Annotated in this window: 14 protein-coding genes, 1 tRNA gene and 2 pseudogenes; 5 read left to right on the top strand and 12 right to left on the bottom strand. The window is 72.1% G+C overall.

The window, feature by feature from the left end; all coding sequences use genetic code 11:
* Positions 1-483 precede the first annotated feature (483 nt).
* The 5 genes and pseudogenes from LV78_RS30570 to rpmE form a co-directional block, all read right to left on the bottom strand.
* Positions 484-1,098 (bottom strand): annotated as a pseudogene (locus tag LV78_RS30570) (acyl-CoA thioester hydrolase/BAAT C-terminal domain-containing protein); the annotation flags it as partial.
* Positions 1,099-1,289: 191 nt separating this feature from the next.
* A complete protein-coding gene (locus LV78_RS41140) occupies positions 1,290-1,418 on the bottom strand; it encodes a hypothetical protein (protein WP_301307608.1) in 129 nt (42 codons plus the stop codon).
* Between the two features lie 604 nt (positions 1,419-2,022).
* Positions 2,023-2,451: pseudogene (locus LV78_RS42100) on the bottom strand (acyl-CoA thioesterase/BAAT N-terminal domain-containing protein); the annotation flags it as partial.
* A gap of 296 nt (positions 2,452-2,747) precedes the next feature.
* Complete coding sequence (gene prfA, locus LV78_RS30560) at positions 2,748-3,812, bottom strand: peptide chain release factor 1 (RefSeq protein ID WP_253849470.1); 1,065 nt, start codon at positions 3,810-3,812, stop codon at positions 2,748-2,750.
* A gap of 82 nt (positions 3,813-3,894) precedes the next feature.
* Positions 3,895-4,107 carry a 50S ribosomal protein L31 gene (gene rpmE / locus LV78_RS30555; RefSeq protein ID WP_253849467.1) on the bottom strand — a complete coding sequence of 71 codons (213 nt, stop codon included), beginning with the start codon at positions 4,105-4,107 and terminating at the stop codon, positions 3,895-3,897.
* Positions 4,108-4,359: 252 nt separating this feature from the next.
* Here rpmE and LV78_RS30550 point away from each other — a divergent pair, with 252 nt between their 5' ends.
* Positions 4,360-4,767 (top strand): hypothetical protein, encoded by a 408-nt coding sequence (locus LV78_RS30550; RefSeq protein ID WP_253849464.1) that lies wholly within the window; start codon positions 4,360-4,362, stop codon positions 4,765-4,767.
* Positions 4,768-4,855: 88 nt separating this feature from the next.
* On the opposite strand, the gene rho is transcribed toward LV78_RS30550, so the two are convergent.
* The 6 genes from rho to argS all read right to left on the bottom strand — a co-directional run bounded on the left by rho (position 4,856) and on the right by argS (position 13,617).
* Positions 4,856-6,928: a transcription termination factor Rho gene (gene rho, locus LV78_RS30545; protein ID WP_253849461.1), complete on the bottom strand. Its 2,073-nt coding sequence runs from the start codon at positions 6,926-6,928 to the stop codon at positions 4,856-4,858.
* A 339-nt stretch (positions 6,929-7,267) separates the two neighbouring features.
* The gene (thrB, locus tag LV78_RS30540; RefSeq protein ID WP_253849459.1) at positions 7,268-8,155 is read right to left on the bottom strand and encodes a homoserine kinase; all 888 of its coding nucleotides are present in this window, start codon (positions 8,153-8,155) and stop codon (positions 7,268-7,270) included.
* Positions 8,152-9,228: a threonine synthase gene (thrC, locus tag LV78_RS30535; protein WP_253849457.1), complete on the bottom strand. Its 1,077-nt coding sequence runs from the start codon at positions 9,226-9,228 to the stop codon at positions 8,152-8,154. The genes thrB and thrC overlap by 4 nt, the downstream gene beginning before the upstream one ends.
* Complete coding sequence (locus LV78_RS30530; RefSeq protein ID WP_253849455.1) at positions 9,225-10,538, bottom strand: homoserine dehydrogenase; 1,314 nt, start codon at positions 10,536-10,538, stop codon at positions 9,225-9,227. Before LV78_RS30530 ends, thrC begins: the two co-directional genes overlap by 4 nt.
* 2 nt (positions 10,539-10,540) lie before the next feature.
* A complete protein-coding gene (lysA, locus tag LV78_RS30525; RefSeq protein ID WP_253849453.1) occupies positions 10,541-11,965 on the bottom strand; it encodes a diaminopimelate decarboxylase in 1,425 nt (474 codons plus the stop codon).
* Positions 11,965-13,617 carry an arginine--tRNA ligase gene (argS, locus tag LV78_RS30520; RefSeq protein ID WP_253849451.1) on the bottom strand — a complete coding sequence of 551 codons (1,653 nt, stop codon included), beginning with the start codon at positions 13,615-13,617 and terminating at the stop codon, positions 11,965-11,967. The genes lysA and argS overlap by 1 nt, the downstream gene beginning before the upstream one ends.
* 179 nt (positions 13,618-13,796) lie before the next feature.
* Here argS and LV78_RS30515 point away from each other — a divergent pair, with 179 nt between their 5' ends.
* From LV78_RS30515 to LV78_RS30505, 3 genes are all read left to right on the top strand, one after another.
* Positions 13,797-14,666 (top strand): thioredoxin-like domain-containing protein, encoded by an 870-nt coding sequence (locus LV78_RS30515; RefSeq protein WP_253849450.1) that lies wholly within the window; start codon positions 13,797-13,799, stop codon positions 14,664-14,666.
* Between the two features lies 1 nt (position 14,667).
* Positions 14,668-15,429, top strand: a complete 762-nt coding sequence (locus tag LV78_RS30510; protein ID WP_253849448.1) for a DUF305 domain-containing protein — start codon at positions 14,668-14,670, stop codon at positions 15,427-15,429.
* Between the two features lie 447 nt (positions 15,430-15,876).
* Positions 15,877-20,157, top strand: coding sequence for a GH92 family glycosyl hydrolase (locus tag LV78_RS30505; protein ID WP_253849446.1), 4,281 nt, complete (start codon positions 15,877-15,879; stop codon positions 20,155-20,157).
* A 16-nt stretch (positions 20,158-20,173) separates the two neighbouring features.
* On the opposite strand, the gene LV78_RS30500 is transcribed toward LV78_RS30505, so the two are convergent.
* The gene (locus tag LV78_RS30500) at positions 20,174-21,088 is read right to left on the bottom strand and encodes a cation diffusion facilitator family transporter (protein ID WP_253849444.1); all 915 of its coding nucleotides are present in this window, start codon (positions 21,086-21,088) and stop codon (positions 20,174-20,176) included.
* A gap of 223 nt (positions 21,089-21,311) precedes the next feature.
* On the opposite strand from LV78_RS30500, the gene LV78_RS30495 reads away from it, so the two are divergent.
* Positions 21,312-21,386, top strand: a tRNA-Arg gene (locus LV78_RS30495).
* Positions 21,387-21,522 lie beyond the last annotated feature (136 nt).

The following is a 21,522-nucleotide window of genomic DNA, read 5'->3' as shown; positions in this document are numbered from 1 at the left end:
GGGCTGCGGGCTGCGGGCTGCGGGCTGCGGGCTGCGGGCTGCGGGCTGCGGGCTGCGGGCTGCGGGCTGCGGGCTGCGGGCTGCGGGCTGCGGGCGAACGATTGCACCGGCCGACCGGGGTGGCTAGTGGCGGTGGCTGACTCGCTGGCTGGCCGAGCGGTGGATGGCTGACTGGCGGTAGCCGGATTCGGGGGGTGGCCGGTCAATTCTGGCGGCCCAACCGGTACTGCCGGGCGCTGGCCAGCCAACCGCGTGTCGGCCAGTTGATCGGGTGTCGTCGGTTGATCACGTGTCGATCGGCTGATCGCGCGCTGATCCAACAGTCGGATGTTGGCCGCACACCCGACTGGCGCACACCCGGCTGGCGAGTAGCCGGCTGGCGAGCAGCCGGGGGTGCGGTGTGCTCGGGATGTGCGGCGCGCTCGGACCGTGTGGCGCACTCGGGACGTGCGGCGTGCTTGGTGCGCTCGGGTGGCTGGTTGCTCAGGTCGTGAGGTGGGTCTTCAGGAAGGCGACGGTCCGGTTCCAGGTGTCGGCCTTGGCACGCGCGGTCACGGCGCGGTCGCCGCCCATCTCGAAGCGGACTCCGGGGCCGTCCACGGCGTTGTCCGGCTGGGGGCGGTTCGGGGGGCCTGCCAGCAGGTGGCCTGCTCCGGGGTGGACGACGTGCTCGTGGGCGTGCGGGTGGGCGTTGGCCTCCAGCCTCCGGTGCGCGACCTCGCTCAGTGCCGCGCTCGGCCAACTCGCGTCCTGGTCGCCGGAGACCAGGAGCACCGGACCGGCGATCCGCTCCACCGGGATCTCCACGTCCTCCGGGAAGCCGTCACCGAGGTCGAACGCCTCGGCCAGGACGACCGGCTCGCCGTTCACGATCGCCGCGCGCATCCCGGAACTCACGCTGTAGGGCAGGTACGGCACCGGCTGCCCCTGCCAGGTCCACGATGCCGCGTCCAGTTCGAGGACCTCAAGCAAACGCTTGCCAGCCCCGATGCACTGTGTCACCACCCCGCTCCCGGCCACGCTGACCACGGCCCGCACCGCCGGGAACACGGACGCAGCCAACAGCGCCAACTCCCCACCGCGCGACCCGCCCACCAGCCCGACGGGACCACCAAACCGCTCGGCCAGGGCGTCCACTGCGGCGCCCACGTGCTCCAGCGGCACGTCCACCAGGTTCTCGGGCACACCGGGCGCGCCGAAGTAGGGCAGCGCCAACGCGGCGAACCCGTGCCCGGCGAGCAGCGCGGCGTCCAACTCGTGCAGACCACCCTCACTGCCACCGAGCACGATCACCCCGACAACAGCAGCACCAGCGACAGCACCAGCAGCGGATCCGGTGCCAACTCCGGCCGCAGGGGCAGCAGCACCGACTCCGGAAGCAGCAGCACCGGCAGCGGCAGCACCGACACCGGCGGCATCGGCATTGGCACCGGCAGCAGGACCGGTACCCATCCCCGAGGTCTCGGTCTGCGGCTCGAACAGCACACCGCCCGCGAACTCGCTGCGCCGCACACCGTCCGGCACGGACAGCCGTTCCAGTTCGAGCTCAACGACCGCCACCTCGGACGCTGACGCATCAGCACCCGCTGACTCGTCACCAGCCGCCGACAGATCAACGGCAGCAGTACCGGCAGCGGTCATCGTTTCGGCAGCGGACACCGGCTCAGTGGCAGCCGCCGACTCGGCAGCAGTCACCGATGCGGGCACCGATTCAGCGGTGGACGTCGATTCAGCGGTGGGCGCGTCTTCAGGTGCGTCGGCCGGTTGGGGCGCCCCTGAGAGCGCCTTCCTGGCCAGCGCTGACACGCCTGCGGAAGCGCTCAGGCCGCCCAGCGCCTGGTCAGCCGCGCCCGATGCGACCGAGGTGGACACCTCGGCACCCGGCGCGGAGGACGCAGCGGCTTCCACCGCGTCGGCACCGACCGGAGCCGTGCCTGTCGGGTTCGCACTGGCCCTGTCCGTGCTCGCCGTCAGGAGCACCCGGCCTGGCTTGGCCGAGTTTGCCGGGATCGCCGAGCTGGCCGGCTGGTCGCCCGTCGGGCGGGCCGACCAGAACAGGCCCATCGGGTCCACGCCCGCGTACGAGCCCGACACCGGAGCGTGCCTGGTCACGTCGACCACGCCGCGCTCGTCGGCCAGGAACACCGCTTCCGCCTCGTAGCCACCCGTGGACAGCTTGAGCGTCACCTCCGCCCCGGCGCGCGCTCCGCGAACGGTGATCGACACCTCCCGGTCCACCGGTGCCCGCAACGGCTCTGCGATGACCTCGAAGTGACCGGGCCCGGAGTGGGCAGGCCCAGAGTGGTCGGGTTCGGACCGACCGGGCTCGGTGTGACGACCGGCCTTGGAGTCACCTCGCTCGGAGTCGCCGCGTGGTCTCTGGGGCGCCCCCGGAGATGAGCTCCGGGACTGCTGGGACTTCTGAGACTTCTGGCGGGACCCCTTGCCCATCAGTGCCCTCCCCCTCGCCGGCGTCACCCGTCCAGGTGGACGGAAGTCACACCAGGATCAGTCGCCAGGATCTCACCGCACCAAACCAAGCACCTCCGCAAAAGCGGGTCCCGTCCGCTCCGGATGCGGGAGGACCAGCACTGGTCACCTGAGGGTTCGGCCCTGTGCCGAACCAACTCCCACGTTATCGAACAGGTGTTCGAGCGGAAAGGAGGTTCACTCGATCAAGCGACCATCAGTGCAGGTCAGTGCAGCTCAGCGCAGGTGAGCCCAGCTCAGCGCGGCACCCGCGAACCTCAGCCCCCGGCCAACCGCTCCGCCCGGTCCGCCGCCGACAGCGCGTCCAGCACCGCGTCCAGGTCCCCGTCCAGCACCGCGTCCAGGTTGTGCGCCTTGTACCCCACCCGGTGGTCCGAGATCCTCGACTCGGGGAAGTTGTACGTCCGCACCCGCTCCGACCTGTCCACCGTCCGCACCTGCGTCCGCCGCGCGTCCGAGGCCTCCTGCTGCGCCTTCTCCTCCGCCAGCGCCTGCAACCGCGCCTGGAGCACCTGCATGGCCCGAGCCTTGTTCTGCAACTGCGACCGCTCGTTCTGGCACGACACCACGATCCCCGTCGGCAGGTGCGTGATCCGCACCGCCGAGTCCGTCGTGTTCACGCTCTGCCCGCCCTTGCCGGACGACCGGAACACGTCGACCCGCAGGTCCTTGTCGTCGATCTCGATCGCCGCCACGTCCTCGGTCTCCGGGATCACCAGCACCCCGGCAGCCGACGTGTGGATGCGCCCCTGCGACTCGGTCACCGGCACCCGCTGCACCCGGTGCACGCCGCCCTCGTACTTGAGCCGCGACCACACCCCGTCCGGCGCGTCCCCGCGCGACTTGATCGCGACCGTCACGTCCTTGAACCCGCCGAGGTCCGAGTCCGTCCCGTCGAGCACCTCGGCCTTCCACCCGTGCCGCTCCGCGTACCGCAGGTACATCCGCAGCAGGTCCCCGGCGAACAGCGCCGACTCCTCGCCGCCCTCCCCGGACTTGATCTCCATCACCACGTCGGACGAGTCGTGCGGGTCGCGCGGCAGCAGCAGCTCGGTCAGCCGCTCCTCCAGCTGCGGGATCCGCGCGGACAGCTCGTCCGCCTCCTCCGCGAACGCCGGGTCCTCGCCGGCCAGCTCGCGCGCCGCCTCCAGGTCGCTGCGGACCTGCTCCAGCTCGCGGGCGGCCCGCACGATCGGGGTCAGCTCGGCGTAGCGCTTGCCGAGCTTGCGCGCTCCCGCCTGGTCGGCGTGCACCGAGGGGTCGGCGAGCTTGGTCTCCAGCTCGGCGTGCTCGGCGATCAGTGCGTCCAGCGGGGCGGTCACGTGCGGCTCCTGGGCTTTCGTCGGGGGTGGAAACGACGACGGCGCCCACCCAGTGATGACTGGGTGGGCGCCGTCGGAGCAGCTACTTGGCGCGCTTGCCGTAGCGGGCCTCGAAGCGCGCGACCCGGCCACCGGTGTCGAGGATCTTCTGCTTGCCCGTGTAGAACGGGTGGCAGTTGGAGCAGACCTCGACGTGGATGGAGCCCGAGGACTTGGTGCTGTGGGTCGTGAAGGTGTTGCCGCAGCCACAGGTGACCTCGGTCTTCACGTACTCCGGGTGAATGCCAGTCTTCAACGTCTCGTCCTGTTCTTCTCGTGAGGCCGCCGGGTCCCCGCGCTGGTAGCCGGGGTGAACCGGAGCCGGACTCGACCTGACAGTCTGCCAGATCCACTGCTGCCGGGTGCAACGCGTCCACCCTCCCCGGTGTTCCCGTGGCGCTCGTCACGGCCGCCGCTCACCGACCGCCGCCGACCACTGGGCGCTGCGCACCCCGAGGCGCCCCGCGCGGGGTACCGGCGCGCCGCCCCGACCAGCACACTGGGGGACGTGCTCAGTTCGTTCGGGCGCCCGCTGGCGCTGACCACGTGGTTGGCGGTCCCGTTCGTGTTCGCCGGGGCCGTGCTGGGCCTGAGCGCGCTCGCCGGCCTGGCGCTCGGCCTGCCGGGGGACGTCGCCCTGTCCAGCGCGCTGCTCGGCGCCGCCACGGCCGTCACGGCGGCGGCCAGCGGCACGGTGGTGTGGACGGCGCGGTGGCAGCGGGTGTGGCTGCGCTGGCCGTTCCTGGCCGCCGTGCTGGGTGCCGGGATCGCCCTGGACGGCGTCGAGGTGCCGGTGTTGGTCGCGCTCGGGGTGGGCCTGCCCGCCGTGGTGCTGCTGGTGATCGAGGTCTACCTGGAGCGCCGCCGCACGGCCGCGCTGCTCGCCGACCGCCGCGCGAGCGCCCAGGACCGCTGAGCACCCCGGACCGCTGAGAACTTGGGCGGGAACCACGACGGCCCCGCCCCGGGGGAACCGGGGCGGGGCCGTCTGGCCTGGCGCGGGATCAGTCGTTGTCCGCGCCCGGCGTGGTCTTCGCGACCTGCATCAGGAACTCGATGCTGGTGCGCGTCTTGCGCAGCCGGTCGAGCAGCAGGTCGATCGCCTGCTGGCCGTCGAGCGCGTGCAGCACCCGGCGCAGCTTGTGCATGACCGCCAGCTCGTCCGGGGACAGCAGCAGGTCCTCCTTGCGGGTGCCGGACGAGTCGACGTCCACCGCGGGGAAGGTCCGCTTGTCGGCGATCTTGCGGTCGAGCTTGAGCTCGGCGTTGCCGGTGCCCTTGAACTCCTCGAAGATCACGCTGTCACCGGCCGACCCGGTCTCCACCAGCGCGGTGGCGATCACGGTCAGCGAGCCGCCGCCCTCGATGTTGCGGGCCGCGCCGAGGAAGCGCTTCGGCGGGTACAGCGCCGTCGAGTCGACACCACCGGACAGGATGCGCCCGGACGCCGGGGCCGCCAGGTTGTAGGCGCGGCCGAGGCGGGTGATGGAGTCGAGCAGCACGACCACGTCGTGACCCATCTCGACCAGGCGCTTGGCCCGCTCGATGGCCAGCTCCGAGATCGTGGTGTGGTCCGACGGCGGGCGGTCGAAGGTGGAGGCGATGACCTCGCCCTTCACCGACCGCTGCATGTCGGTGACCTCTTCGGGGCGCTCGTCCACGAGGACCACCATCAGGTGGCACTCGGGGTTGTTCGTCGTGATCGCGTTGGCGATCGACTGGAGCACCGAGGTCTTGCCCGCCTTCGGCGGCGACACGACGAGGGCGCGCTGGCCCTTGCCGATCGGCATCACCAGGTCGATGACGCGCGTGGTGAGGATGTGCGGCTCGGTCTCGAGGCGCAGTCGCTCGTTCGGGTAGAGCGGGGTCAGCTTGGTGAAGTCGGGGCGGTTGCGCGACTCCTCCGGGTCCAACCCGTTGATCTTGTCGACGCGCACCAGCGGGTTGAACTTCTGCCGCTGCTGCTCGCCGTCGCGCGGCTGGCGGACGGCGCCGATGATGGCGTCACCGCGGCGCAGGCCGTGCTTGCGCACCAGCGAGAGCGACACGTAGACGTCGTTCGGGCCCGCGAGGTAGCCGGAGGTGCGCACGAAGGCGTAGTTCTCCAGCACGTCCAGGATGCCCGCGACGGGCAGCAGGACGTCGTCGTCTCGCACCTCGGTGTCGGTGCCCACGCCGGTGCCCTCGCCCCGGCCGCCGCGGCGGCGGCGGTCCCGGAAGCGGCGACCGCGACGGCCGCCCTCGTCGTCGCCGTCGTCCTCGGGGACGTTGTTGCTCTGGCGGTCCCGGTCCCGGTCGCGATCCCTGTCGCGGTCGCGGTCGCGGTTGCGCTCGCCCCGCTCACCACGGTCGCGGTCGCGGTTCCGGTCGCCGCGCTCGCCCCGCTCGGAACGCTCGCCCCGGTCGGAGCGCTCGCCGCGCTCACCCCGGTCACCGCGCTCGGAGCGGTCCGAGCGCTCGGAGCGGTCCCGGCCCTGGCGCTCGGAGCGCTCGCCCCGCTCACCCCGGTCGGAGCGCTCGCCGCGCTCAGGGCGCTCGGTCCGCTGCTCCGCCTGCTGCGGGGCCTCGACCTGCGCCGGAGCGGCGGGGGCAGCGGCGGCGGCAGGCGCCTCGGGGCTGCCCGCGGGGCGGTTGGCGGACCGGCGACGGCGGTTGCCGCGACGCCCGGTCTCCTCCTCCCCCGCGCGCTCGGGGACGTCGAGCTGCTGCTGGGTCGGCTTCTCGACCGCCTTCTCGGCGGCGGGAGCGGGGGCCTCGGCGGGCTTCGCGGCGGCCTTCTCGGCCTTCGGCTTCTCGGCCTTCGGCGGCGTCGCGGCACTGCCCCGACCGGAGGTGCCGCCCTGCCGCTCCTTGATGGCCGCGATGAGGTCGCCCTTGCGGAGCCCGGCGGTGCTGGTGATGCCGAGCTGACCTGCGAGTTCACGCAGTTCGGCCAGCACCATGCCGGAGAGGCCCGCGCGCTTGCGCGCCGGGGCGCCGCCGTTCGTAGGGGTGGACAGAGCGTTCTCCTCGGCTCCGGAACTGGCAGCGGCGTTGGGAGCAGCGGACTCGCTGCTCAGCACATCGGTGTTGCTCACACATGTCCTTCCTGACCGGACCGCGCCTCCTACGCGGTCCAGCGGACCTGCCGTCCGACGATTCGCGGGCCGGCAGTCCCATCCCGGTGCAGGCGGATCTCAAGCGCTTGAAGCGACAAAGACCGCCGACACGAGACGGCAATCTCGGTCACACGGCGAGCGGGGTGCCTTCCAGCGCCGATCCCGCCCGTTCGGCGCGGAACCAAGTCACTGGAGGAATGCGATCCGGAGCGATCTCCGGGCACCACACCGGCGCCCGTGCGCGCGGTGACTGATGGCCCCGAGGGTAGACGCCACCACTGCGCGGTGCAACAACCGGGGGTCCGGCGTGGCGCGCCCTCAGCCGAGTGGCGCAACCCGCACGCCGTCGACGTCGACCGGAACCGGCAGCGCCTGGAAACCGGTGATGTCGATCTCAGCTGGCAGGACCCCGCCCACGGGCAGCGCGAACACCGTCGGACCGGCCCCGGAGACCGCCGCCGGGACACCGGCTTCCCGAAGCTCCGCGACGAGCCGCGAGGTCGCGGGCCAGGCCGGTTCCCGGTACGGCTCGTGCAGCCGGTCGCGCAGGGCGTCCAGGAGCACGGACGGGTCGCGGGTGAGCCCGTGCGCGGCCAGCGCCGACCGACCGGCCGCGTGCGCGGCGTCGGAGTGCGGGACCCGCGCGGGCAGCAGCCCCCTGGTGGTCTTCGTGGACGACTCCTGCGCCGGGATCAGCACCACCGGGGCCAGGTCGGGGTGCGGGTCGACCCGCACCGCGCGGTAGCTCCCGGCGTCCGACCAGGCGATCGCCACCCCGCCGAACAGGCACGCCGCGACGTTGTCGGCGTGCCCCTCGAACTCGGCGGCGACCTGGAGCGCGGACGCGTCCGGCCCGCGCCCCTCCAGCGCGAACGCCGCCGCGACCCCGGCCGCGACGGCGGCGGCGGACGAGCCGAGCCCCCGGCTGTGCGGGATGCTGTTGCGGCAGGTCAGCGCCAGTCCGGGCACCGCGGTCCCGTGCAGCTCGCACGCCTTGCGGAAGGCTTGCACGACCAGGTGGCCCTCGTCGGTGGGCACGTCGGTGAACGCGCCCTCCACGGTGATCGACAGCCCGCTGGCGGTGATCGTGAAGTCCACCTCGTCGCGCAGGCCCAGCGCGAGGCCGAGCGCGTCGAAGCCGGAGCCGAGGTTCGCGGTGGACGCCGGGACGGAGACCCGGACCCCGGCGCCGATCAGGTCCGTCACGCCAGCTCCAGGGCGCTCGCCACGGCGCCGGGGTCGACCGGGAGCGGCTCGACCTCCGCCACGTCCCGCAGGGCCGTGTCGGGGTCCTTGAGGCCGTGCCCGGTGACCGTGCAGACCACCAGGGACCCGCGCGGCAGCCTGCCGTCGGCCGCCGTGGCCAGCAGGCCCGCGACGCTGGTCGCCGAGGCGGGCTCGACGAAGATGCCGTCGTGCCTGGCCAGCTCGCGGTAGGCGGCCAGGATCTTCTCGTCGGTGACCGCCTCGAACAGGCCGCCCGACTCCTCCTTGGCCGCCACCGCGCCGTTCCACGAGGCCGGGCTGCCCACCCGGATCGCGGTCGCGATGGTCTCCGGGTTCGCCACCGGCGCGCCGTGCACCAGCGGCGCGGACCCGGCCGCCTGGAAGCCGAACATGCGCGGGGTCGACGTGGTCACGCCGTCCTCGGCGTAGTCGCGGTACCCGCGCCAGTAGGCGGTGATGTTGCCCGCGTTGCCCACCGGCAGGCAGTGCACGTCCGGGGCGCGCCCGAGCACGTCGCACACCTCCCACGCGGCGGTCTTCTGGCCGACCAGCCGCACCGGGTTCACCGAGTTGACCAGGGTGACCGGGTACTCGGCCGAGGTCTTGCGGGCCAGCTCCAGGCAGTCGTCGAAGTTGCCGTCGACCTGCAGGATGCGCGCGCCGTGCGACACGGCCTGCGCGAGCTTGCCCAGCGCGATCTTGCCGCGCGGCACGAGCACGGCGGCGGTGAGCCCGGCCTTGGCCGCGTAGGCGGCGGCGCTGGCCGAGGTGTTGCCGGTGGACGCGCAGATCACCGCCTGGATGCCGCTGGCCAGCGCGTGCGTCATGGCCACGGTCATGCCCCGGTCCTTGAAGGAGCCGGTCGGGTTGGCGCCCTCGACCTTGACGTGCACCTCGCACCCGGTGACCTCGGACAGGTGCTCCGAGAGGACCAGCGGCGTGCCGCCTTCGTGCAGGGTGACCACGCGCGCGCCGTCGGGGAGCGGGATGCGCTCCGAGTAGGCGTGGATGATGCCGGGCCACCCCGGTCGCACGCCCGCTCCGGTCGTCATGACTCCCCGCCTTCCACGCGCATCACGCTCACCACGTCGCGGACGATCGGCAGGCCGCCGACCTTGTCCACGGTGGACCGCAGCGCCGCGTCGGTCGCGGCGTGCGTGACGATGACCAGGCTCGCGTCGGCGACGCGGCCCTCCTGCCGCACGGCGGCGATGCTCACCCCGTGCTCGGCGAACACGGCCGCGACCTGCGCCAGCACGCCCGGCTTGTCCTCGACGTCGAGGCTGATGTGGTACCTGGTGGGCGTCTGCCCCATCGGGCGCGCGGGCAGGGCGGCGTACGCGGACTCGCGGGGGCCGTGACCGCCCGCGACCCGGTTGCGGGCCACCGCGACCAGGTCGCCGAGCACGGCGCTCGCGGTCGGCGCGCCACCGGCGCCCTGGCCGTAGAACATCATCTCGCCCGCCGCGTCGGCCTCGACGAACACCGCGTTGAACGCGCCGCCCACGCTCGCCAGCGGGTGGCTGCGCGGGATCATCGCCGGGTGCACGCGGACGGAGACGGACTCCTCGTCGCCGTGGCTGACCCGCTCGCAGATCGCGAGGAGCTTGACCGTGCGGCCGAGGCCCTTGGCCGCGGCGATGTCGGCGGCGCTGACCGACGAGATGCCCTCGCGGTGCACGTCGGCGGCGGTCACCCGGCTGTGGAACGCCAGCGAGGCCAGGATCGCGGCCTTGGACGCGGCGTCGAAGCCGTCGACGTCGGCGGTCGGGTCGGCCTCGGCGTACCCGAGCCGGGACGCCTCCTCCAGGGTCTCGTTGTAACCCGCACCGGTGGCGTCCATCCCCGAGAGGATGAAGTTCGTGGTGCCGTTGACGATGCCCATCACGCGGGTGATGCGGTCGCCCGCGAGGGACTCGCGCAGCGGGCGCAGCAGCGGGATGGCGCCCGCGACGGCGGCCTCGAAGTAGAGGTCGGCCCCCGAGGCGTCGGCGGCGGCGAACAGCTCGCCGGAGTGCTCGGCCAGCAGCGCCTTGTTGGCGGTGACCACGGACTTGCCCGCGTTCAGCGCGCTCAGCAGCAGGGTCCTGGCGGGCTCGATGCCGCCGATGACCTCCACCACCACGTCGACGTCGGAGGCGACGAGCGCCTCGGCGTCGGCGGTGAGCAGCTCCGGGGGCACCTCGCGGTGCTTGGTCGGCTTGCGGACGGCGATGCCGACGAGCTCCACCGGGGCGCCAACCCTGGCGGTGAGGTCGGCGGCCTGCTCGGTGAGCAGCCGCACGACCTCGGTGCCGACGGTGCCGCAACCCAGAAGGGCGACCCTGATCGGCTTGCCGTCGGGGTTTTTCTGGCCAGGCACGTCTAAACCTCCAGGCGGAACAGGTCTTCCTCGGTCTCCCGGCGCAGCAGCAGCCGGGAGCGACCACCGTCGACCGCGGCCAGCGCGGGTCGGGGCAGCCGGTTGTAGCCGCTGGCCATCGAGTAGCAGTAGGCGCCGGTGGCCGCCACCGCTACCAGGTCACCGGGAGCCAGGTCGGCGGGCAGCCAGCAGTCGCGGACGACGACGTCGCCCGCCTCGCAGTGCTTGCCCACGACGCGGCACAGGACGGCCCCGCTGCCCTCCTCGGCGGCGCGGGAGACCAGGCGGCAGTCGTACACGGCGTCGTAGAGCGCGGTGCGGATGTTGTCGCTCATGCCGCCGTCAACGCTGACGTAGCGGCGGGTCGCGCCGGCGTCGAGCTGGACGTCCTTGATGGTGCCGACCTCGTAGAGCGTCACCGTTCCGGGGCCCACGATCGCCCGTCCGGGTTCGACCGCGAGCTTCGGCACGGGCAGCCCGGCGCGTTCGCACTCCTGGGTGACGATGTCGCGCAGCTGGGCGGCCAGCTCGGCGGGTGGGGGCGGGTCGTCGTCGGCGGTGTAGGCGATGCCGAGGCCGCCGCCCAGGTCGAGCGTGGTCAGCTCGTCGAGCAGGGTCGGGCCGTGCTCGACGCGCAGGTCGGCGAGCAGGGAGACCACCCGGCGCGCGGCGACCTCGAAGCCGCTGGCGTCGAAGATCTGCGAGCCGATGTGGCTGTGCAGGCCGACCAGGCGCAGGCCCTCGGCCTTGACCACCCGGCGGGCGGCCTCGGCGGCGTCGCCGGAGGCGAGCGAGAACCCGAACTTCTGGTCCTCGTGCGCGGTGGCGATGAACTCGTGGGTGTGCGCCTCGACGCCGACCGTGACGCGGATCATCACCTGCTGGACCCGGCCGCGCTCGCGGGCGACCTGGTCGAGCCGGGCGATCTCCTGGAACGAGTCCAGCACGACCACGCCGACGCCCGCGTCCACCGCCGCCGCCAGCTCGGCGACCGACTTGTTGTTGCCGTGCAGCGCGATCCGCTCGGGCGGGAACTCGGCGCGCAGCGCGATGGCCAGCTCGCCGCCGCTGCACACGTCGATGCTCAGGCCCTCCTCGGCGACCCAGCGGGCCACCGAGACGGACAGGAACGCCTTGGAGGCGTAGTGCACCAGGGACGGGTCGCCGAAGGCGGCGGCGTGCTCGGCGCAGCGGGACCGGAAGTCGGCCTCGTCCATGACGAACAGCGGGGTGCCGTGCTCCTCGGCGAGCGCGCGCACGTCCACGCCGCCGAGGGTGACGACGCCGTCGGCGCGGCGCTCGGCGTTGCGGGGCCACACCCGTTCGGGCAAGGCGTCCAGCTCGGAGCCGTCGGCGGGGGGCCGCCCGGCCGTGCTGGCCTGGGCGATGACGTCGGCGTGCCGGGGTCCGGCGGGGTGGGCGCGCATCACATCCGCTCCGGTGCGGTCACGCCCAGCAGGGCGAGGCCGTTGGCGAAGACCTGCTGGGTGGCCTGGCACAGCCGCAGGCGGGCGCCGTGCAGCTCGGTGGGCTCCTCGTCGCCGCGCGGGAGGATGCGCAGCGCGGGCTTGTGGTCGTACCAGCGGTGCAGGTCGCCCGCGAGGGAGTGCAGGTAGTTGGCGACCCGGTGCGGCTCGCGCAGCTCGGCGGCGGCCTTGACCACGCGCGGGAACTCGCCGAGCGCGCGGATCAGGGTGCCCTCGGCCTCGTTGTCCAGCAGCTGGAGCGAGTCGTTGGCCTCGACCTTGAGCGCCTCGGCGTTGCGCAGCACGGAGCAGATGCGCGAGTGCGCGTACTGGACGTAGTAGACCGGGTTCTCGCTGGAGCGCTTGCGCAGCAGGTCCAGGTCGATGTCGACGGAGGAGTCGACGGAGGCGCGGATCATCGCGAAGCGGGCCGCGTCGACGCCGACGGCGTCCACCAGGTCCTCCATGCTGATGATGTTGCCCGCGCGCTTGCTCATCCGGACCGGCTTGCCGTCGCTGACCAGGTTGACCATCTGGCCGATCAGGACCTCGACGCTGTCGGGGTCGTCGCCCAGCGCGGCGGCGGCGGCCTTGAGGCGGCCGATGTAGCCGTGGTGGTCGGCGCCGAGCATGTAGATGCACAGGTCGAAGCCGCGCGAGCGCTTGTCGACCAGGTAGGCGATGTCACCGGCGATGTACGCGGGGGCGCCGTCGCTCTTGATGACGACGCGGTCCTTGTCGTCGCCGAACTCGGTGGAGCGCAGCCACCAGGCGCCGTTCTCGAAGTAGAGCTTGTCCGAGCCCTTGAGCTTCTCGACGGCGGTGGTGACGGCCCCGGACTTGTGCAGCGAGTCCTCGTGGAAGAACACGTCGAAGTCGGTGCCGAAGTCGTGCAGGTCGCGCTTGATCTCGTCGAACATCAGGTTGACGCCGACGCGCCGGAACACCTCGGCGCTGTCCTCGGCGGCCAGCGCGTCGGGCTCCCGGCGGAGCACCTCGGCGGCGATGTCGGCGATGTAGGTGCCCGCGTAGCCGTCCTCGGGGGTGGGCTCGCCCTTGGCCGCGGCCATGACCGAGCGCACGAAGCGGTCGATCTGGGCGCCCGCGTCGTTGAAGTAGTACTCGCGGGTCACGTCCGCGCCGCTCGCGGCCAGCACGCGGCCGAGCGCGTCGCCGGTGGCGGCCCAGCGGGTGCCGCCCAGGTGCAGCGGGCCGGTGGGGTTGGCGGAGACGAACTCCAGGTTGATCTTCCGACCGGCCAGCAGGTCGCTGCGCCCGAAATCTTCACCCTTAGTGATGATTTCGCGCACAATCGCGGCCTGCGCGTCGGGGGCGAGCCGCAGGTTCAGGAAGCCGGGACCCGCGACGGTGACCTCGGAGAGGGCATCGTTGCTGGTCAGGGCCTCGGCGAGCCAGGTGGCGAACTCGCGGGGGTTGGTGCCCGCCTTCTTGGCGGTCTGCAGGGCCACGTTGGTGGCGTAGTCGCCGTGCTCGGGGTTGCGCGGTCGCTCGATAGTGACCTCGGCCGGGAGGGCGGAGGGGTCGAGACCGCGCGTGGACAGCACGTCCACGGCCGTCGCACGGACCAGTTCAGCGAGCGCAGCGGGAGTCACCCGGTGAAGTTTAGGGAAGTGTTGCCCCTGGTCTCGACCGGGTTCTCCCGTCCCAGGGCGTGGAACGTCAACTGTGATCACCCGAAGGGCGTCACTCAGGGTTGACGGTCAGCAGACACCTGGTCCCTAAACTGGCCTCCGGTATGGGTGTGACGAATCCCTGATGACCTGAGGCGGACATGACCAGCGGCAAGAAGACGAAGGCCGCGCGCTCCAGCGTGCAGGCGGCGCGTTCCTCGGTGGTGGCGAGCAAGCCCAAGCCGTGGGGCACCATCATCGCGGTGATCGCCGTGCTGGGTCTCGCGGGCGGTGTTTTCAGCTACGCGTACGTGCGCATCGACGAGAAGAACCAGCGCGACGCGGCACTGGCCAAGTGGAACCCCACCGAGGAGAACAAGGACCCGTCCGACCAGATCGAGGGCGTGGTCAAGCAGGAGTACGCGGCGGGCAAGCACGTCGACGCCACGCAGCGGGTGGCCTACAACTTCTCGCCGCCGTTCGGCGGGCCGCACGACTCGGTGTGGGCCAACTGCACGGGCGTGGTCTACTCCAGCGCGGTGCGCACCGAGAACATGGTGCACGGCCTCGAGCACGGCGCGGTGTGGATCGCGTACAACCCGGACCAGGTCTCGGGCGCGGCGCTGGACACCCTGAAGGCCAAGGTGGACAACCAGCCCTTCACGATGATGTCGCCGTACCCCGGCCTCGACAAGCCGATCTCGCTCCAGTCCTGGGGCCACCAGCTGAAGCTGGAGTCGGCGGACGACGAGCGGGTCGACCAGTTCATCCAGTCGCTGCGCCGCAACCAGTACACGTACCCGGAGATCGGCGCGACCTGCGACTCCGCGACGTTCAACGTGGACAGCCCGCCGCCGTTCGTGGCCGAGGCGCCCGGCGCCGACGCGGTCCCGATGGAGGGCGGCACGCAGGCCACCGACGAGATGCCGCAGGACGGGCAGCCCGCCCCGCAGGTCTCGACCCCGGCCGGTTCCGAGGCGCCCGCGACCGGCGCCTCCGCGCCCGCGTCGTCCGCTCCCGCCGGCAGCTGACGTGGCCGACGTGGAACGGGTCCCCGATCCGGAGGACCCCCTGCACGACCCCGCCGACCCGTCCCCCTCGCACGAGGGGACGGGCGGTGGGCGCCCCACCGCCGCGCGCGCCGTGGTGATCGGCGCCGCCGTGGTGGCGGTGCTGCTGCTGGGCGCGGCGATCGGGCTGCTGGTGAAGGTGCCGGGCGCGGACACCAGCACGACGCCGGGCCGGGACTCGGTGGACGTGGGCTTCTCGCAGGACATGGCGGTGCACCACGTGCAGGCCGTGACCATGTCGAACATCGCGCTGGACCGCACCGAGGACGACGCGGTGCGGCAGCTGGCGTTCGACATCGGCTCGACCCAGCTGGAGCAGATCGGCCGCATGAAGGGCTGGCTGACGCTGTGGCGGATGCCGGAGCAGCCCACCGGCGGCACGCACATGGCGTGGATGTCGGGGCCGGGCGAGACCGGGCACCACGACGGGACCGTGGCGACCGACGGCGCGCCCGCCGGGCGGAGCGGCCTGATGCCGGGCATGGCCACGTCCGAGGAGCTGGCGAAGCTGCGCTCGCTCGGCGGGGCCGAGTTCGACGTGTACTTCCTCCAGCTGATGCTGCGGCACCACCAGGGCGGCGCGCCGATGGCGGCCTACGGGGCCGAGCACGCCGAGCAGGACGCGGTGCGGACGCTGGCGGACAACATGCTGCGCTCGCAGACCGGTGAGTCCGAGTACATGGAGCACCTGCTGGCGGACCGGGGCGCGGCCCCGCTCCAGTAGTGGTGCACGGGGCAGGCTCGACGGGCGCGGTCGCCTGCCCCGTACACGGTCGCGGCGGGGAAGAGCTCCCCCGAACTCCCCGCCACGGCTCCCCTGTCGCGCGTCACTCGGACGGCGCTCCTCCAGGATGAGGTGCCGGTAACGCTATGCCACTTCCAGGGAATTCGCATCTGGTTCTTTCGGGTGAAAAAATAGCTGAAAACATTTCACCTATGCGGATTCGGTAATCGCATTCCACACAACGGTCGCAAATGGTCCCCCGGTCGCCGGAACCGACCACGCACCGTGCTCACCCGATCGCGCAGCGCCGATCTTCCCCGGTCGGAGCAGCGGCCGGACATTCTTCCGGACAAGATCCAGCAGCGATCTTGACATCGATGTCAGCCTGCCGCTTCTCTGCCCGCTATGGGGGCCCACGTGGTCCGGACCTGGCGGAAGGCGTGCGCAATGGGGCACATGCGGGGCAGGCGGAGATCATTCGCGGGAGCGCTGGCGATATCCGTGGCGCTGGCGGGCGTGCCAGTCTGGGGGCAGGCCACCGCAGCCCCCGAGGAGCCGCCCGTGCGCGAGACCGTCTTCGCCACCTCCTTCGAGGAGGGGCAACCGCTTCCAGACTGGGCGAGCACCGTGGAGACCGGCCCTGACGGCCGCCCGAGGACCGGCGGCGTCAACGGCAACGACTCCACCGGCATCCCCGGCAACATCACCGACCACGTCACCTCGGTCGCGGCGAACGCCGAGTACCCCGAGTCCGACGAGGTGAAGGAGAACCTGGTCGACGGGAGCCCCAGCAGCAAGTGGCTGGCGTTCACCGCGACCGGCTGGCTGGAGTTCACCTTCGACGCGCCCGCCACCGTCAAGGACTACGCCCTCACCTCGGCCAACGACGCCCCCGAGCGCGACCCGAAGGACTGGAGGCTCAGCGGGTCCGACGACGGCGAGACCTGGACCGAGCTCGACGCCCGCACCGGGCAGACCTTCGCCGGTCGGCACACCACGGTCACCTACGAGACCGGCAACACCACCGCCTACCGGCACTACCGGATCGACATCACCGCGAACCGGGGCGGCCAGGCCGTGCTCCAGCTCGCCGAGGTCACCTTCTCCGACGGCTCCACCTCCCCGCCCGCCGAGCACATGCGCACCACCACCGGCGAGGGCGCCACGGGGGCGTACAACTCCCGCTCCCGCACCGGCTTCACCGGCACGCGGGCGCTGCGCTACCAGGGCACGCACACCGCCGAGGGGCGCGGGCACTCGTACAACAAGGTGTTCGAGGTCGACTTCCCGGTCACCGCGACCACCGAGCTGTCCTACCTGCTGTTCCCCTCCTTCAGCACGGGCGACCTGCGCTACCCGTCCACGTACGCGGCGCTGGACGTGGCGTTCTCCGACGGCACCTACCTGAGCGAGCTGGGCGCGCGCGACCAGCACGGGTTCGAGCTCTCGCCGAGGGGCCAGGGCGAGTCGAAGGCGCTGTCCACGAACCAGTGGAACCGGGTCGCGTCGGTGATCGGCCAGGTCGCGGCGGGCAAGACCGCGAAGCGCATCCTGGTCGGCTACGACAACCCGGCCGGTCCGGCCGCGTTCAACGGCTGGGTCGACGACGTCGCCGTGCACACCGCGCCCGAGGTCGTCGAGCACGCCCGCCCGTCCGACTGGGTGCTGACCACGCGCGGCACCAACTCCAGCGGCGGCTTCTCCAGGGGCAACAACTTCCCGGCCACCGCCGTGCCGCAGGGCTTCAACTTCTGGTCCCCGATGACGAACGCGGGGTCCACGAGCTGGATCTACGAGTACGCGAAGGCCAACAGCCGCACCACGAACCTGCCGTCGCTGCAGGCGTTCACCGCGAGCCACCAGCCGAGCCCGTGGATGGGCGACCGGCAGACGTTCCAGGTCATGCCGACCACCGGGACGCCCACCGCCGACCGGGCGCTGCGCTCGCTGCCGTTCAAGCACGCCAACGAGATCGCCCAGGCGCACTACTACGGCGTCACGTTCGAGAACGGCATGAAGACCGAGATCGCGCCGACCGACCACGCGGCGGTGTTCCGGTTCACCTTCGTCGACGACGCCTCGAACCTGGTGTTCGACAACGTCAACAACGAGGGCGGGCTGACGCTGGACGCCGCGAACGGCGTGGTGAGCGGGTTCTCCGACGTGCGCAGCGGGTTGTCCGCGGGCGCGACGCGGCTGTTCGTGTACGGGGAGGTCGACCGGCCGGTCACCGGCAGCGGGAAGCTCACCGGGGCCGGGCGGGACAACGTCGCCGGGTACCTGCGGTTCGACACCTCCGCCGAGAAGACCGTGACGCTGCGGATCGCGACCTCGCTGCTGGGCGTGGAGCAGGCCAAGAAGAACCTCGACCTGGAGGTGTCCACTTCGGACACGTTCGAGTCGGTGCGCGACCGGGCGCAGGACGCGTGGGACGACGTCCTCGGCAAGGTCCGGGTCGAAGGCGCGAGCCAGGACCAGCTGACCACGCTGTACTCCAACCTGTACCGGCTGTACCTGTACCCGAACTCCGGCTTCGAGAACACCGGGACGGCGGCCGAGCCGAGGTACCGGTACGCGAGCCCGGTGCGCGCGGGCGGGGCGAGCACGCCGACGCAGACCGGCGCGCAGGTCGTCGACGGGAAGGTGTACGTCAACAACGGGTTCTGGGACACCTACCGGACCACCTGGCCCGCGTACGGCCTGCTCACGCCGGAGAAGGCCGGTGAGATGGTCGACGGGTTCGTCGAGCAGTACCGGGACGGCGGCTGGATCTCCCGCTGGTCCTCCCCCGGTTACGCGAACCTGATGACCGGCACCAGCTCCGACGTGGCGTTCGCGGACGCCTACCTCAAGGGCGTCCGGGGGTTCGACGCGGAGGCGGCGTTCGCGGCGGCCGTGAAGAACGCGACGGTGACCCCGCCGAACGCGAGCGTGGGCCGCAAGGGGCTCGACACGTCGGTGTTCAAGGGCTACACGTCCACCGCCACCGGCGAGGGCATGTCGTGGGCGCTGGAGGGCTACGTCAACGACTACGGCATCGCCACCATGGCGAAGGCGCTGCACGAGGAGACCGGCAAGGCGGAGTACCTGGAGCAGCACGAGTACTTCCGCGAGCGGGCGCTGAACTACGTGAGGATGTTCGACCCCTCGGTCGGGTTCTTCCAGGGCCGCAAGCCGGACGGCTCGTGGCGGCTGCCCGCCGGGCAGTACGACCCCGAGGTGTGGGGGCACGACTACACCGAGACCAACGGCTGGAACATGGCGTTCACCGTGCCGCACGACGGGCAGGGCCTGGCGAACCTGCACGGCGGGCGCGAGGGGCTGGCGAAGAAGCTGGACGAGTTCTTCGCGACGCCCGAGACGGCCACGAAGGTCGGGTCGTACGGCGGGGTCATCCACGAGATGCTCGAAGCGCGAGACGTGCGGATGGGGCAGTACGGGCACAGCAACCAACCCTCGCACCACATCCCCTACATGTACGACTACGCCGGGCAGCCCTGGAAGACGCAGGAGAAGGTGCGGGAGGTCCTGTCGCGGCTGTACCTGGGCAGCGAGATCGGCCAGGGGTACCCCGGTGACGAGGACAACGGCGAGCAGTCGGCGTGGTGGCTGTTCAGCGCGCTGGGGTTCTACCCGCTGCAGATGGGCAGCGCGAGCTACGCGGTCGGGTCGCCGCTGTTCACCAAGGCCACGGTGGACCTGGGCGGCGGTCGGAAGCTCGTGGTGAACGCGCCGGGCAACAGCGCGCGGAACGTGTACGTGCAGTCGTTGAAGGTCGACGGGAAGGCGTGGGACAAGGCGCACCTGCCGCACTCGGCGCTCGCGGACGGCGCGGTGCTGGACTTCGAGATGGGCGCGACCCCGTCGAGGTGGGCCACCGGCGCGGACGCGGCTCCCCCGTCGCTGACCACCGGCGCGGCCGTGCCGACCCCGATGCGGGACGTGCTGACGGCGGCGGCCACGACCGCGTCCGGTCCGGTGGGGCCGCTGGTGGACGACACGTCGGCGACCGAGTCTGCGGTGTCGTGGGTGCAGGCGGCGGTGCCGGACCGGCGGGAGAAGGCGGAGTTCTACACGCTGACGTCCGGGAAGGCTCCGGGCGCCGATCCCGGTTCGTGGGTGCTGAAGGGGTCCTACGACGGGAAGACGTGGGTCGCGGTGGACGAGCGGTCCGGTCAGGCGTTCGCCGACCGGAAGCAGACGCGGGCGTTCAAGATCGCGCGTCCCGGCCACTACCGGCACTACCGGCTGGAGCTGCCGGGGTCGGCCGCGCTGGCGGAGTTCGAGCTGCTGGCGAAGCCGTTCGTCACCTGCGACCGGGTGGTGGAGGGCGACCACGCCGGTCCGCTGACGGTCGCGTCGGGGACGGTGTGCCTGACGGGCGCGGTGGTGTCGGGCCCGGTCACGGTGGGGTCGGGCGCGGCGCTGTACTCGTTCGACTCGGTGGTGCGCGGTCCGGTGTCGGCGTCCGGCGCGGCGGCGGTGGTCCTGGTGGAGACCGAGGTGGCCGGTCCGGTGTCGGTGACCGGGACGACCGGCGAGGTGGCCCTGGAGCTGGCGCGCGTGGCGGGCCCGGTCTCGGTGGTCGGCGGTCGCGGCGGCACGCTCCTGGCGGGCAACGCCGTGGCCGGTCCGCTGTCCTGCTCGGGCGGTGACCCGGCCCCGGTGGACCACGGCTGGCCGAACGAGGTGAAGGGCCCGAAGTCGGGCCAGTGCACGGGCTTGTAGCTGCTCCGGGGTTTGGCTACCAGGGGATTTCGCGGCACCGGTCCGCGGAGTCCCCTGGTTCCACCTGGAGCGTGGCGTGCTCGATGTGGTAGCGCTGCGCGAGCAGGTCCTGCGCGGCCTGGAGCACGACGGCCGGGTCCGCGCCGCCTCGGGTGGCGAGGTGCGCGGAGGCGACCTCCATGCCGGAGGTGAGCGTCCAGACGTGCAGGTCGTGCGCCTCGGCGACGCCGGGGAGCTGGGCGAGGTCGGCCTCCATGGCGGCGACGTCGACGCGCTCGGGGGCGTGCTGGAAGAGGATGCGCAGGGCGTTGCCCGCGAGCTTCCAGGTGCGCGGCAGCACGAACAGGCCGATGGCGACACCCATGACGGGGTCGGCGTACTTCCACCCGAAGAGCAGCGTGACGACCCCGCTGAGCAGCACGCCGACGGACCCGATGAGGTCGGCGAGCACTTCGAGGTAGGCGCCCCGGACGTTGATGCTCTCCTTGGCGCCCTCGCGGAGGGCGAGGAACGAGACGACGTTGGCGAGCAACCCGGCGGTAGCCGCCGCGATCACCGGGAGCCCAGGCACGGCGGGCGGGTCCCCGAGCCGCTGCACCGCCTCGTAGACCACGTACGCCGCGACCCCGAAGAGCAGCAGCGCGTTGGCGAGGGCGGCGAGCACCTCGGCCCGGTAGAGCCCGAACGTGCGGCTGTTGCGCGCCTGCGCCCGCCGGGCGATGAGGATGGCCGAGAGCGCCATCCCGACGCCGAGCACGTCGGTGAGCATGTGGGCGGCGTCGGAGAGCAGCGCGAGCGAACCCGTGGCGAGCCCGACGACGAACTCGACGACCATGAACCCGGCGCCGACCCCGAACGCGATCCAGAGCCTGCCGACGTGCGCGCTCCCGAGCGAAGCCCCGCCGTGCCCATGTCCGTGCCCGTGTCCCATGGGGGGAACATATAGTGACATGCGCATGTGTGCAACACATGTCAATCTTCGAGCCGTATCGTTCCGCACCCTTCCGGTCAGCCACACCGCCCAACCGGGTGCCGCCGCCGCACGTTCCGGTGAAACTTGGGCAAACCCCCAGCTCAGGGCGGGTGGTGACCACAGTGGAGGGGGTGGTGAAACGGGGTGGCGGAGATGCGCTAAGCTTCTCCCCGTAGCTACGGCCCCCGTAGCTCAGGGGATAGAGCACCGCCCTCCGGAGGCGGGTGCGCAGGTTCGAATCCTGCCGGGGGCACCAGCAAGGAAACCCCGCTGACCAGCGTGAACTTCGGTCAGCGGGGTTTTTGCTCGTGCGCCTCGGTATGCGCCCAGCACGACAGCTCAGCAGTAGCGCAGGAGCCGCTTCCTCCAGCTCGTCCGTGACCTCGACGTCC

The organism is Actinosynnema pretiosum (genome assembly GCF_024171695.1).
GTDB lineage: Bacteria > Actinomycetota > Actinomycetes > Mycobacteriales > Pseudonocardiaceae > Actinosynnema > Actinosynnema pretiosum.
Note: the sequence above shows the minus strand (reverse complement) of the source record. Positions and strands in the feature narration are given on the sequence as shown.

Coding starts and splice junctions, on each gene's coding strand:
- lysA (WP_253849453.1), bottom strand. CDS start 11,965: ATGCGCGCCCACCCCGCCGGACCCCGGCACGCCGACGTCATCGCCCAG.
- LV78_RS30505 (WP_253849446.1), top strand. CDS start 15,877: ATGGGGCACATGCGGGGCAGGCGGAGATCATTCGCGGGAGCGCTGGCG.
- thrC (WP_253849457.1), bottom strand. CDS start 9,228: ATGACGACCGGAGCGGGCGTGCGACCGGGGTGGCCCGGCATCATCCAC.
- LV78_RS30515 (WP_253849450.1), top strand. CDS start 13,797: ATGACCAGCGGCAAGAAGACGAAGGCCGCGCGCTCCAGCGTGCAGGCG.
- LV78_RS41140 (WP_301307608.1), bottom strand. CDS start 1,418: ATGCCGCCGGTGTCGGTGCTGCCGCTGCCGGTGCTGCTGCTTCCGGAG.
- LV78_RS30500 (WP_253849444.1), bottom strand. CDS start 21,088: ATGGGACACGGGCACGGACATGGGCACGGCGGGGCTTCGCTCGGGAGC.